Source organism: Actinomycetospora lutea, assembly GCF_028737205.1.
Lineage (GTDB): Bacteria > Actinomycetota > Actinomycetes > Mycobacteriales > Pseudonocardiaceae > Actinomycetospora > Actinomycetospora lutea.
Genome location: NZ_JAQZAL010000012.1, coordinates 35548 through 48573, shown reverse-complemented (window position 1 = coordinate 48573; position 13026 = coordinate 35548). Strand labels below are relative to the sequence as shown.

11 protein-coding genes and 1 riboswitch are annotated in these 13026 nt (G+C 73.5%); of the genes, 4 read left to right on the top strand and 7 right to left on the bottom strand.

Annotated features, from left to right (window positions below; genetic code table 11):
* Positions 1–31: 31 nt before the first annotated feature.
* Both PHK61_RS14745 and PHK61_RS14740 read right to left on the bottom strand, forming a co-directional pair.
* Positions 32–262 (bottom strand): hypothetical protein, encoded by a 231-nt coding sequence (locus PHK61_RS14745; protein WP_274281749.1) that lies wholly within the window; start codon positions 260–262, stop codon positions 32–34.
* 34 nt (positions 263–296) lie between these two features.
* Positions 297–1040: an alpha/beta fold hydrolase gene (locus PHK61_RS14740; protein ID WP_274281748.1), complete on the bottom strand. Its 744-nt coding sequence runs from the start codon at positions 1038–1040 to the stop codon at positions 297–299.
* A 103-nt stretch (positions 1041–1143) separates the two neighbouring features.
* Between PHK61_RS14740 and PHK61_RS14735 the strand changes: the two genes are divergently transcribed.
* Complete coding sequence (locus PHK61_RS14735) at positions 1144–2109, top strand: quinone oxidoreductase family protein (protein ID WP_274281747.1); 966 nt, start codon at positions 1144–1146, stop codon at positions 2107–2109.
* A gap of 42 nt (positions 2110–2151) precedes the next feature.
* Here the strand turns inward: PHK61_RS14735 and PHK61_RS14730 are convergent, their stop codons facing one another.
* Positions 2152–2991 (bottom strand): alpha/beta fold hydrolase, encoded by an 840-nt coding sequence (locus PHK61_RS14730; protein ID WP_274281746.1) that lies wholly within the window; start codon positions 2989–2991, stop codon positions 2152–2154.
* The gene (locus tag PHK61_RS14725) at positions 2988–4967 is read right to left on the bottom strand and encodes an FAD/NAD(P)-binding protein (RefSeq protein ID WP_274281885.1); all 1980 of its coding nucleotides are present in this window, start codon (positions 4965–4967) and stop codon (positions 2988–2990) included. Before PHK61_RS14725 ends, PHK61_RS14730 begins: the two co-directional genes overlap by 4 nt.
* 110 nt (positions 4968–5077) lie before the next feature.
* On the opposite strand from PHK61_RS14725, the gene PHK61_RS14720 reads away from it, so the two are divergent.
* Positions 5078–5749 (top strand): gamma-glutamyl-gamma-aminobutyrate hydrolase family protein, encoded by a 672-nt coding sequence (locus PHK61_RS14720; RefSeq protein WP_274281745.1) that lies wholly within the window; start codon positions 5078–5080, stop codon positions 5747–5749.
* A gap of 79 nt (positions 5750–5828) precedes the next feature.
* Here the strand turns inward: PHK61_RS14720 and PHK61_RS14715 are convergent, their stop codons facing one another.
* Positions 5829–7724: a DEAD/DEAH box helicase gene (locus PHK61_RS14715; RefSeq protein ID WP_274281744.1), complete on the bottom strand. Its 1896-nt coding sequence runs from the start codon at positions 7722–7724 to the stop codon at positions 5829–5831.
* Positions 7725–7869: 145 nt separating this feature from the next.
* Positions 7870–9783: a translation elongation factor 4 gene (lepA, locus tag PHK61_RS14710; RefSeq protein ID WP_274281884.1), complete on the bottom strand. Its 1914-nt coding sequence runs from the start codon at positions 9781–9783 to the stop codon at positions 7870–7872.
* A 182-nt stretch (positions 9784–9965) separates the two neighbouring features.
* On the opposite strand from lepA, the gene rpsT reads away from it, so the two are divergent.
* Positions 9966–10259 carry a 30S ribosomal protein S20 gene (rpsT, locus tag PHK61_RS14705; RefSeq protein WP_274281743.1) on the top strand — a complete coding sequence of 98 codons (294 nt, stop codon included), beginning with the start codon at positions 9966–9968 and terminating at the stop codon, positions 10257–10259.
* Between the two features lie 60 nt (positions 10260–10319).
* On the opposite strand, the gene holA is transcribed toward rpsT, so the two are convergent.
* Positions 10320–11372: a DNA polymerase III subunit delta gene (gene holA / locus PHK61_RS14700; protein ID WP_274281742.1), complete on the bottom strand. Its 1053-nt coding sequence runs from the start codon at positions 11370–11372 to the stop codon at positions 10320–10322.
* A gap of 154 nt (positions 11373–11526) precedes the next feature.
* Positions 11527–11638: riboswitch (SAM riboswitch) on the top strand.
* Between the two features lie 11 nt (positions 11639–11649).
* Between holA and thrC the strand changes: the two genes are divergently transcribed.
* Positions 11650–12909: a threonine synthase gene (thrC, locus tag PHK61_RS14695; protein WP_274281741.1), complete on the top strand. Its 1260-nt coding sequence runs from the start codon at positions 11650–11652 to the stop codon at positions 12907–12909.
* The last annotated feature ends 117 nt before the right edge of the window (positions 12910–13026 follow it).

The window sequence follows — 13026 nt, the reverse complement described above, 5'->3', positions numbered from 1 at the left end:
CAGAGCCGGGCGGCGCGCCGGTCCATCCCGCTCAGGCCTCGGGGGTCGTCGACGCCCGGTCCTGCTCACGGCGCCGGGCGCGACGCTCGGCGGCCTCCAGCCGGGCGGCCACCGAGCGCTCGACGACCGTGTCGATGACGGCCGCCACGACCCAGCACACCGGGCCCACGACGGCCACGACGAGAACGACCTGGGCGGCGAAGTCGAGCTGCGTCAGCCACAGCTCGACGCCGTCCCACCAGGTCGCGACGGCACGCAGCACCCCCCGGACGGTACGCCGGTGGGCGCGTCGCCCGTCACCGCCCCAGGAAGTCCTCCAGCAGCGGGGCGACGAGCCCGACCCGGCTGACGACCTCGGTGTGCTTCGTCCGGGGCAGGACGGCGAGGGCGGCGTCCGGGATGGTCTCCTGCATCGCGACCGCGTGGTCGACGCGCACGAAGTCGTGGTCGCCGATCATCACCAGCGTCGGGGCGGCGACCGTCGCGAGCTGCGCGGGCGTCCAGTTCTCCTCGGCCGTGACGATCGGGTCGAGCTCGGCCACCACCTGCTCGAAGGTGCTGAGCCCGTAGCGCTCGTACTCGGCGACCATGGCGCCGAACTCGGCCTCGGTGGGCATGCGCGTGGAGGTGGCGTAGGTCGACGGGTCGTGGATCTCGGCGTGGTAGCCGTCCTTGCGGGTGTGCACCGCCGCCAGGACGAGGCGGTCCACGCGCCCGGGGTGGCGGACGGCCGTCTCGAGGGCGACCAGGCCGCCCCAGCTGGAGCCCAGGACGTCGGCGCGCGCGAGGCCGAGGTGGTCGAGCACCCCGACCACGTCGTCGGCCATCCGCGCCAGGGTGATCTCGCGGCCCTCGGGGGCGGCGGTGCGCCCGTGTCCCTGGAGCTCGATGGGGATCAGCCGGCGGTGCGGGGTGAGCAGCGGCATGAGGGCGCCGAAGCTCAGGTCGAGGGTCAGCATGCCGCCGTGCAGCAGCACCAGCGGGTCGCCGGCGCCGTGGTCCTCGAAGTAGACGTCGATGCCGGGCAGCGAGGCGTACACGGGGGTCCTCCAGGGGGATCGTCGGGGTCGTCATCGGTGGAACCGCTCCCGCTCGCCGAACTCATCGGGCACCGGCCGACTCGTCCCGGATAGGTTGCGGGGCATGTTCGCGGTCTACGCCTCCGAGCCCAACGCCGACGACCCGATCGCCTCCCTGGTGGTGGGCGAGCGGCCCGATCCCGAGGTCCCCGAGGGCTGGGTGCGGGTCAAGGTCGAGGCGGCGAGCCTCAACATGCACGACCTGTGGACGCTGCGCGGCGTCGGGATCAAGGAGGACCAGTTCCCCATGATCCTGGGCTGCGACGGCGCCGGGACGCTCGACGACGGCACGCCGGTCGTCCTGCACTCGCTCATGGGCGACCCGGACTGGAAGGACGACGAGACCCTCGACCCGAAGCGCAAGATGCTCACCGAGTGGGCGCAGGGCAGCTTCGCCGACTACGTCGTCGTCCCGCAGCGCAACGCCCTGCCCCGCCCGGAGGGCATGACGGCCACGGCCGGCGCGGTCATGGGCACCGCGTGGCTCACCGCCTACCGGATGCTGTTCACCAAGTCCGGGCTGCGCGGCGGGCAGACGATGCTCGTGCAGGGCGCCTCCGGCGGGGTGTCGACGGCGCTGATCCAGCTCGGGCGCGCGGCCGGCATGCAGGTCTGGGTCACCGGGCGCAGCGACGAGAAGCGCGAGCTGGCCCTGCGCCTCGGCGCCCACCAGGTGTTCGAGTCGAACGGCAAGCTGCCCGGCAAGGTCCAGGCGGTCTTCGAGACCGTCGGCGAGGCGACCTGGAAGCACTCGGTGCGCGCGCTCGTGCCCGGCGGCACGATCGTCTGCTCGGGCGCGACGTCGGGCAACCAGCCGCCCGCCGAGCTCGCCCAGATGTTCTTCCTGCAGAAGAACCTGGTCGGCTCGACGATGGGCACGCTCTCCGAGCTGCGCGACCTGCTCGACTTCGTCGCCGCCACCGGCATCGCCCCCGAGATCGGCCAGGAGTTGCCGATGACCGAGGCGAAGGACGGCTTCCGGTCGATGCTCGACGGCGTCACCGCCGGCAAGATCGTCTTCACTCGTTAGACCCATGTGAGCGAACTTCGGGGCTATCGCCCCGAAGTTCGCTCACGTGGTCAGGAAGCGCAGCAGGGCGTCGGTGACGGTGTCGGGGTGGCGGGCGGGGAGCCAGTGGTCGCCGCCGGGGACCGGGACGTAGGTGAACGGGCCGTCGAGGTAGCGCGCCGACCCGGTCATCTGCGCCTCGCCCAGCGCCACGTCGGCCGTCCCCAGCATGCCCAGCACCGGGATCGCCAGGCGCGGCAGCCCGAGCGGCGCCTCGTCGGCGAAGGTCCTCGGGTCGACGGTCGCCCGGTACCAGTTCAGCCCGGCGACGAGCGCGCCCGGCCGCGCGAGGTCGGCGATCTGGGTGCGCACCAGCTCGTCGTCGGCGTCCCGGTGCAACCAGCGGCGCAGCAGGGCCCAGTCGTCGGCGGGCAGGGCCTCCTCGGCCACGCCCGGGAACTGGAACCAGAGCATGTACCAGGACCGGGCGCGCTGCTCGAGTCCCGCGGCGCGGAACGCCTCGGGGTGCCCGACGGACAGGGCGGCGTAGCGCGTGACCCGCTCGCTGCGCATCGCCAGCGCCCACCCGACCACCGAGCCGAAGTCGTGGCCGGCCACCGCGGCCCGCTCGATCCCGCGCTCGTCGAGCAGCGCGAGCACGTCGGCCACCGAGCGGTGCAGGCGGTAGGACGCGACGTCGTCGGGGCGGTCGCTGTCACCGAAGCCCCGCAGGTCGGGCGCGATGACGCGGTACCCGGCCGCCACCAGCGCCGCGATCTGCGGGCGCCAGAGCGTCGCGCGGTCGGGGAACCCGTGCAGCAGGAGCACCGCGGGCCCCTCCCCCGCATCGATCACCGAGAGCGTGACGTCGGGCAGGGTGACGCGGACCGGCTCCGGGATCACGCCGAGAGCCGTCCGGCTGCCGGGGCCACGTCGGCGAGCACGGTGAGCACGGCCCGGGCGAGCGCGTCGTTGGCCCGGAAGCTCAGCGCGTTGGTGTTCGGGCGGGTGAAGGCGCCCGGGAGCCGGACGTTCGTGTGCGGCCCGATCGCGAAGCGGCACGGGTCGGGGTTGCCCGCGGCGTCGACGAGCCGGAAGTCCGACGTGCGCACCCGCACGAGCCCGGTGTTGTGCAGGGTCACCGACACCCCGGAGTGCGCGACCGCGGCGTCGGCGGCGTGCACGGCGGTCCCCGCGTCGTCGGCGTGCTCCTCGCGCAGGGTCTCCTCGTCGAGCAGGCCCTCGGCGTGCAGCCCGGCGAGCATCGGGTCGTCGCTGCGGCTCACGCTCGGCGAGGACAGGCGCGCCTCGACGAAGGTCCGCGCGGTGACGTCGATGCGGTCGAGCGAGGCGCTGGTGGCCCGGAAGCCGCCGTCGACGGGGGTGACCTGCAGGCCGGCACCGAGGAACACGACGTACCCGGCGCGCGAGAGCGCGAGCAGCTGGCGCAGGCGCGGTCCGGGCGGGCCGCTGGCGAGCGAGCTGAAGAAGTTCTGCCACCACGCGAGGTCCTGGGCCCGCGAGCGCGGCGTCAGCGCCGGGGTGCCCGCCAGCTCCGCGACCTGCGCGAACACCGAGAGCAGGCCCACGAACGCCCCGAGCTCGGCGGTGTAGCGGTCGTCGACGTGGCGGGCGAGGTCGTCGAGGACGTAGCTGCGCAGGCGCTCCTGCAGGCTCGCGATGTCGGGCGCGCACACGTCCTCGAGGGGCCGGTCGATGCGCTCGAAGTCGAGCCGGTCTCCTGCGTCGGGCACGAACCCGGCGACGAGCTCGTGCATCGCCGGCGTGTACCAGTCGAGCGCGGCGTAGCGGAGCGCGAAGTCGTCCCACACGCCGCGCACGCGGTCGGGGTGGCCGGCGAAGAGCTCGTGGTAGTACGCCCAGCCGACCTCCTTGGCCATAAGCGGCCACACGTCGCGGCGCAGGTCGACGTCGCCGCGGCGGACGAACGCCGCGATCTCGTCGGGGCCGAGGAACCGCGGCAGCGGGGGGCGTGGTCCGCGCAGCCCGTACTCGGTCTTCGCGTGGTACGGCACGCCGCGCCCGGAGCCGACGTGCACGACGGGCTCGCGGCCCGAGGGCCGGTAGTCCAGCGTCCCGTCGCCGCGGTCGTGGAACGTCCCGCCGCGGCCCTCGAAGAGCAGGACCATGAGGTCGATGAACGCCAGGCCCATCCCGCGAGCGATCACCGTCTCGCCCGCCGGGATGCGGTCGAGGTCCGAGTCGGTGGTCTGCTCGGGCGGGAAGTACAGCAGCCCGTGCTGCTGGGCGTGCGCGGCCAGCGCGGCCTCGGCCTCGGTCGGCGCGGCGTCGAGGTGCCCCGAGGCGAGGACGAGCACGTCGGCGGGCAGCTCGCCGGGGCTGTCTCCCGGGCCGCCGTCGAGCAGCACGGTGTCCGGCGCGCCGCGGCGCAGCCCGATCGCACGCGTGCGGTGCCGGTGCACGCGGACCTGCGGCGGGAGGGTCGCGAGCACGCGGCGCAGCACGTAGTCCAGGTAGTGGCTCTGCAGGCGCCGGGTGGCGAAGGTGGCCGGTCCGAGGGCGCGCAGCTCGTCGCCGACCGGGCCGGCCGGGACCTCCTCGCCGTCGAGGTCGCCGTCGCGGACCGCCACCGCCCAGTCGTAGAGGGACGGGCCGGGCACGATCGGGCCCTCGCAGCGCACGCTGTCGTCGGTGAACATCGTGACGTCGGCGGCCATGGAGTTCATCCACAGCAGCGCCGACTGGTCCTCGCGCCAGATGCGGCCCGCGCCGTCCGGGTAGGGGTCGACGAGGTGGACGTCGAGGTCGTCGACGAACTCGGGCGCGCTCGCCGCGAGGCGTTCGAGCACACCGGTGCCCCGCGGCCCGCCCCCGACGATCACCACCGACCGTGGCATCTGCACCCTCCGACGTCCGCCTCGACATCAACCGTAGGCGGGGCCCACCGACCCGGCCACCGATCGGCGGCCCGGCGTGACGTACGGCCCAGTGGGAGGCTCGGGCGACGATGGACACTCCTCTGGTCGCCGTCACCGGCCGTCGGCGCGGGGCCGCGGGCCTGCACAGCGGCCCGCCGGCGCTGGACGCGCTCGAGATCGACGCCTACTTCACCGGCTACGCCGCCCACGTCGCCGCCGCCGGCGGCCTGCCCCTGCACGTGCCCGGCGACGTCGACGCGGCCGCCGTGATGGACCGCGCGGACGCCCTCCTGCTGACCGGCGGCAACGACGTCGACCCGGCGCGCTACGGAGCCGTCCCCGACGCCCACACGTCCGCGGTCGAGCCCGCGCGCGACGCCGTCGAGGTCGCGCTGCTCGCCGCGGCGCGCGAGCGCGGCCGCCCGGTGCTGGCGATCTGCCGCGGCATCCAGCTCGTGAACGTCGCGTGGGGCGGGACGCTGCACCTGCACCTCGAGGAGCACGCCCACACCCGGTGGCACGACGTCGCCGTCACACCCGGCAGCGTGCTGGCCGGGCTCCACGGCACCGCGGCGCGCGTCAACAGCCTCCACCACCAGGGCGTCGACCGCGTCGGCGACGGCCTGGTCGTGACCGCCCGCGCCCCCGACGGCCAGGTCGAGGGGCTCGAGGCGGACGGGCTGGTGTGCGTGCAGTGGCACCCCGAGCAGCTCGACGACGTGCCGCAGCCCGAGTTCCGCTGGCTGGTCGGCGCCTGCTGACCCCGCACACACGACCGCGCCCGCCCGTGCGGGGCACGGACGGGCGCGGGGTGTCGTGCGGTGTTGTCGTGCGGGGAGGCTAGCGCGGGCGGCGCTGCGGGCGGCCGGGACCGCGGCCGCTGCGCGCGGACGCCGCCTCGTCCCCCGACGCGCGACGCAGGCCCATCGGGCGGCCGGCGACGCGGGCGCGCTGCAGGCGCTTGACCACCGGGCCGGGCACGTCGGCGGGCAGCTCGACCAGCGTGTGGTCGGTGCGGATGTCGATGTGCCCGATGTGCGCCGAGTCCAGCCCCGCCTCGTTGGCGATGGCCCCGACGATGGCGCCCGGCCGCACGCGCTGGTTGTGGCCGACGTCGATGCGGTAGGTGTCGGTGCCGGACCCGACGCTCCAGTCGGGCGCCTTGCCGCGGCCCTGGCCGCGCTCGGGCTTCGGCCCGCGCTTGTCGCCCCGGTCGCCGCGCGGGGGCGGGGCGGGCAGGTCCTCGACCAGCAGCGGCTTGTCGCCCTGGACCATCTTGGCCAGCGCGGCGGCGAGCTCCAGCGGGTCGGCGCCGGTCTCGGCGACGTAGTCGCCGACGATGCCGCGGAAGACGTCCATCGGGTCCCCGCCGGCGACGGTGCCGTCGAGGGTGCCGGTGATCCGCTCGGCGAACCGGCGCTTGCGCACCGCGTTCACCTCGTCGGTGCCGGGCACCGACATCTCCTCGGCCTTCTGCTTGGTGACGCCCTCGATCATCCGCATCGTGCGGATCTGGCCGCGGGTGACGAACGAGATCGCCTCGCCGCTGCGGCCCGCCCGGCCGGTGCGACCGATGCGGTGCACGTAGGACTCGGGGTCGGTGGGCAGGTCGTGGTTGACCACCAGCGAGATGCGGTCGACGTCGAGGCCGCGCGCGGCGACGTCCGTGGCGACCAGCACGTCGATCTTCCCGGCGCGCAGGTCGCCGATCGTCTTCTCGCGCTGCGGCTGCGAGAGGTCGCCCGAGATCGCCACGGCGGCGAAGCCGCGACGGTTGAGGGCGTCGGTGACGTCGGTGGTGTTCTGGCGGGTGCGCACGAACACCAGGCAGGCGTCGAAGTCCTCGACCTGCAGGACCCGCGACAGCGCGTCGGCCTTCTGCCGCTCGGGCAGCACGACGTAGCGCTGGCGGGTGTTGACGCCGGTCTGCGTCTTCGACTTGATCGAGACCTCGGCGGGCGCGTTGAGGTGCCGCCGCGAGACCTCGCGGATGGCGCCGGGCATCGTCGCCGAGAACAGCGCCACCTGCCGGTCGGCGGGCAGCAGGTCGAAGATGTGCTCGACCTCCTCGAGGAAGCCCATCTGCAGCATCTCGTCGGCCTCGTCGAGCACGAAGTGCGCGACGTCGGTGAGGTCGAGGGTGCCCTTCTCGAGGTGGTCGGAGATGCGGCCGGGGGTGCCGACGACGATCTGGCCGCCGCGGCGCAGCCCGTGCAGCTGCGGGCCGTAGGGCGCGCCGCCGTAGAGCTGGACGACGTTCAGGCCGGGGACGCCGGCGCCGAGGCGCTCGATGGCCTCGGCGACCTGGATCGCCAGCTCGCGGGTCGGCGTCAGCACCAGGGCCTGGACCGAGCGCTGCGCGGGGTCGATCGCCGAGAGCATCGGCAGCGCGAACGCGGCGGTCTTGCCGGTGCCGGTCTGCGCGAGCCCGAGGACGTCGCGCCCCGAGAGCAGCAGCGGGATCGTCTCGGCCTGGATCGGCGTCGGGGTGTCGAACCCGGACTCGACCAGTGTGGGGAGCAGGCGCTCGGCGACCCCGAGCGCGGCGAAGCCCGAGGCGGGCGCCTCGTCCTCGGTGTCGTCGGTGTCGTCGGTGTCGTCGACCTCGGTGTCCTCGGCGTCGTTCGCGACGTCCTCGAGGCTCTCGGTGTTCGGGTCCTCGGTGTCGGAGGAGGAGGGGGAGATCACGTCGACGAGCTCGACGTCATGATCGGACAGGACAGCAGCGTTGGTCACGTAGATCTTTCAGGAGAGGGAACTCGGACACGAGAGCTGTCCGCGGACCCGGTCACACTGAGAGGTCCCACCCAGGCCGACAGCTCGGCGTTGACAACCAGTCTACGCGATCAGGCATTCCCGCCCGCCCACCGCGTGGGCGGCGCTACTTCTTGGCCTTGTTCTTCTCGACCGCGTTCTGGTCGGTGGACAGGGCCGCGACGAAGGCCTCCTGCGGGACGTCGACCCGTCCGATGGTCTTCATCCGCTTCTTGCCCTCCTTCTGCTTCTCGAGCAGCTTGCGCTTGCGGGTGATGTCCCCGCCGTAGCACTTGGAGAGCACGTCCTTGCGGATCGCGCGGATGGTCTCGCGGGCGATGATCTTCGCCCCGATGGCGGCCTGGATCGGCACCTCGAACTGCTGGCGCGGGATGAGCTCGCGCAGCTTCGTGGCCATCGAGTTGCCGTACTCGTAGGCCGCGTCGCGGTGGACGATCGCCGAGAACGCGTCCACCGGCTCGCCCTGCAGCAGGATGTCGACCTTCACCAGGTCGGCGGCCTGCTCGCCGGCGGGCTCGTAGTTCAGCGAGGCGTACCCGCGGGTGCGCGACTTCAGGATGTCGAAGAAGTCGAAGATGATCTCGGCGAGCGGCATCGTGTAGCGGAGCTCGACGCGGCTGTCGGAGAGGTAGTCCATGCCCTCGAGCGACCCGCGTCGCGACTGGCAGAGCTCCATGATCGGGCCGACGAAGTCCGCCGGGGCGAGCACCGAGACCTTGGTGATCGGCTCGTAGATCGTCGCGACCTTGCCCTCGGGCCAGTCGGCGGGGTTGGTGACCTCGGCCTCGGAGCCGTCGTCGAGCACGAGGCGGTACACGGTGTTGGGCGCCGTGGAGATGAGGTCGAGCCCGTACTCGCGCTCGAGCCGGTCGCGGGTGATCTCGAGGTGCAGCAGGCCGAGGAACCCGCAGCGGAACCCGAAGCCCAGCGCCGCCGAGGTCTCCGGCTCGTACGACAGCGCGGCGTCGTTGAGACGCAGGCGGTCCAGGGCGTCACGCAGGAGCGGGAAGTCCGACCCATCGATCGGGTAGAGCCCGGAGTAGACCATCGGCTGCGGATCGCGGTAGCCGCCGAGCGGCTCGGTGGCGCCCTTGCGCTCCCACGTGATGGTGTCGCCGACGCGGGACTGGCGGACGTCCTTCACGCCGGTCATGAGGTAGCCGACCTCGCCGACGCCGAGACCCCGGCAGGGCTTCTGGTCCGGCGAGATGATCCCGACCTCGAGCAGCTCGTGCACGGCGTTCGTCGACATCATGCGGATGCGCTCGCGCGGGGTGATGCGGCCGTCGACGACGCGGATGTAGGTGACGACGCCGCGGTAGGTGTCGTACACCGAGTCGAAGATCATGGCCCGGGCCGGCGCGTCGGCGTCGCCGACCGGGGCGGGGACGCGGCGCACGACCTCGTCGAGGACGGCCTCGACGCCGGCGCCGGTCTTGGCCGAGATGCGCAGCACCTCGTCGGGCTCGCAGCCGATGAGGTGGGCGAGCTCCTCGGCGTAGCGCTCGGGCTCGGCCGCCGGCAGGTCGATCTTGTTGAGCACCGGGATGATCTCGAGGTCGTGCTCCATGGCCAGGTAGAGGTTGGCCAGGGTCTGCGCCTCGATGCCCTGCGCGGCGTCGACCAGCAGGATCGCGCCCTCGCACGCGGCCAGCGAGCGGCTCACCTCGTAGGTGAAGTCGACGTGGCCCGGGGTGTCGATGAGGTGCAGGACGTGGTCGCGCATCTCGCCGTCGGGACCCGCGGCGTACCAGGGCAGGCGCACGTTCTGCGCCTTGATGGTGATGCCCCGCTCGCGCTCGATGTCCATGCGGTCGAGGTACTGCGCGCGGTACGCCCGGTCGCCCAGCACGCCGGTCATCTGCAGCATCCGGTCGGCCAGCGTCGACTTGCCGTGGTCGATGTGGGCGATGATGCAGAAGTTGCGGATCTGCGGGGGCGGCGTGAACGTCTCGTCCGCGAAGCCCTGCGTGCCCGGCCGTCCAGGCGTGCTGGCGGACTGCTGGGTGGTCTGGCTCAACGGGTTCCTCACGGTTCTGGACGTTCCTGCTCGCGACGGCTCGTCACCATCGTCCCATGAGGCCCGCCCGCGATCTGCGCGCAGCGGTGTTGCTAACCTTGGGGACACGTGTGAGGCGGTCGAGCGCCCCCGCGCGCTCCCGTGACGCCAGACAGCACCGACAGACGAGGTTCGAAGACTCCGTGGCGAACATCAAGCAGCAGGTCAAGCGCATCCGCAAGAGCGAAGAGGCGCGCCAGCGCAACAAGGCGGTCAAGTCGCGCATCAAGACCGCGATCCGCCGCTACCGCGAGGCCGTCCAGGCGGGCGACCAGGAGCAGGCCACCACCCGCCAGCGCGAGGCCGCGCGCCTGCTCGACAAGGCCGTCTCCAAGGGCGTCATCCACAAGAACCAGGCGGCGAACAAGAAGTCGCGCATGGCCCACCGCGCCGAGCGCTTCACCGTCGATGCCAAGGCGGGCAAGACCCCGGCCTGAGCCGGCCCAGTACTCCGACGGCCCGTCCCCGCAGCGCGTTGGGGGCGGGCCGTCGTCGTGTCAGCGGCGCGACGCGCCCCGGGCGGCGACGACCTGCTCGACGGCGTGCTCGAGCGCGTAGGACGGATCGGCCGCGGCGCCCTTGACGTCGGCGTTCAGATCGGCGACGACGCCCATGGCGCGCGTCAGCCCCTCGCCCGACCAGCCGCGGCCGTTCTGCTGGCCCCGCTTGACCTTCCACGGCGGCATCCGCAGCGAGGACGCGAGGCTGTACGGATCGCCGCGCCCGGCGGCCGTGACCCGCGCCGCGGTGCGCACGCCGTCGGCGATCGCGTCGGCCACCACCACGTGCGGCACCCCGGTGTCGAGCGCCCAGCGCAGCGCCTCGAGCGCCCCGGCGCGGTCGCCGGTCATCGCACGGTCGGCCACCGCAAACCCCGTCACCTCGGCGCGCCCGCGGTGGAACCGCCGCACGGCGTCGGCGTCGACGTGCCCGCCCGCGTCGGAGGAGAGCTGGGACGCGGCGGCGGCGAGCTCGCGCAGATCGGACCCGACGGCGTCCATCAGCAGGCCCAGCGCCTCGCCGGTGATCTTGCCGCCGGCCTGGCGGACCTCGGCGCGCACGAAGTCGGCCCGCTGGTCATCGGACAGGGACGCCGCCGACGCCTCAGAGGCGCCCGCGGCGCGCAGGCCCTCGAGCAGCGCGTCGCCCTTCGCACCGCCGCCCTTGGCCGCCGCGCCCCTGGCGCCGCCGCGCCCGGCCGGACGGCATCCCTTCGCGCCCTTGGGCGGGCCGCGGTGGACGACGACGAGCGTGACGCCCTCGCTGGGTGCCTTCGCGTAGTCGAGCAGCAGGGTGGTGACCTCGGCGCCCGCGTCGTGGCCGTTCTCCACCACGACCACGCGCGACTCGGCGAACAGCGACGGGCTGACCAGCTCGCCCAGCACCCCGGCGGTCAGCTCGCCGGCCGGCAGCCTGCTGACCTCGACCGCCGGGTCGGCCTCGCGGGCCGCCGCGATCGCCCGCACCACGGCCCGCTCGACCAGCAGCGCCTCGTCGCCGACGACGAGGTGCACGGGCGCGGGGGCCTCGGGCGCGCTGGTCGGGCTCACGGCGCCATCGTTCCACGGCCCGCCGACACCCCGGGCGCGCCTCGTGCGCACCCGCGTGAGGCACGTCTCGGCGGGTGCTCCTCGGTGGTCGGCCCGGTCCGGGTCCCGTAGTGTTCTCCGCCGGACACCCGAGGGTGCCCGCACAACCGAATACGGCTCATCCAGAGGGGTAGAGGGACCGGCCCGACGACACCCCGGCAACCGGCGTCAGTGTTCTGCTGGCGATCACGGTGCCAATTCCGACCCGTTCGCGGGGAAGATGAGGAGGATTCCTTCCATGACGCTGACCGCCCAGCCCACGACCACCGGGCTCGACCTCGGTCCCGCCTCTGCGCTCGCCTGCCGCGCCTGCGGCCACCGCCTGGACCTCGCCGCCGAGTTCGCCTGTCCGCAGTGCTTCGGCCCGCTCGAGATCGCCTACGACTTCGGCCGCGTGACCCGCGAGGACATCGAGCGCGGCCCGCGCAGCATCTGGCGCTACAAGGCGCTGCTGCCGGTGCCCAGCACCGTCGAGGCCTACCCGAACACCGACCCGGGCCTGACCCGCCTGCTGCGCGCCGACCGGCTCGGCGCCGAGCTCGGCATCCGCAACCTGTGGATCAAGGACGACACCGGCAACCCGACCCACTCCTTCAAGGACCGGGTCGTCGCCGTCGCCCTCGCCGCGGCCCGCGAGCTCGGCTTCAGCGTCCTGGCCTGCCCCTCGACCGGCAACCTCGCCAACGCCACCGCCGCCGCGGCCGCCCGCGCCGGCTGGGACTCGGTCGTGCTGATCCCCGCCTCCCTCGAGCGCGCGAAGATCCTCATGACCGCGGTGTACGACACCAACCTGCTGGCCTGCGAGGGCACCTACGACGACGTCAACCGCCTCGCCACCGAGCTCGCGTTCGATCAGGAGGACTGGGCGTTCGTCAACGTCAACGTCCGCCCGTACTACGCGGAGGGCTCGAAGACCCTCGGCTACGAGGTCGCCGAGCAGCTCGGCTGGCGCATCCCGGCCCAGACCGTCATCCCGATCGCCTCGGGCTCGCAGCTGACCAAGGTCGACAAGGCGTACGGCGAGCTGATCTCCCTCGGCCTCGTGGACGACGCCGCGTACAAGGTGTTCGGCGCCCAGGCCGCCGGCTGCTCGCCGGTCTCGACCGCCTTCCGCGAGGGCACCGACGTGGTCCGCCCGCAGAAGCCGGACACGATCGCCCGCTCGCTGGCCATCGGGAACCCCGCCGACGGGCCCTACGTCCTCGACGCCGTGCGCCGCTGCGGCGGCACGGTCACCGACGTCACCGACGAGGAGGTCCGCGACGGCATCCGGCTGCTCGCCCGCACCGAGGGCGTGTTCGCGGAGACGGCCGGCGGCGTGACCGTGGCCAACGCCAAGAAGATGGTCGAGTCCGGCGACCTCGACCCCGACGCCGACACGGTCCTGCTGATCACGGGCGACGGCCTGAAGACCCTCGACGCGATCGAGCACCAGGTCGGGCCGACGGCGACGATCCCGGCGACGTCGACGGCCGTGCGCGAGGCGCTGGGCCTGTAGTCCGTCGCGGGTCCGCGTGACCGACAGCTCGGACCTGCGGGGACGCTGATCGCCGAGCCCGACCCGTGTCCTCGGGACAGGGGTCGGCTCTCCCACCGCCCGCCCTCGAGTCGGGAC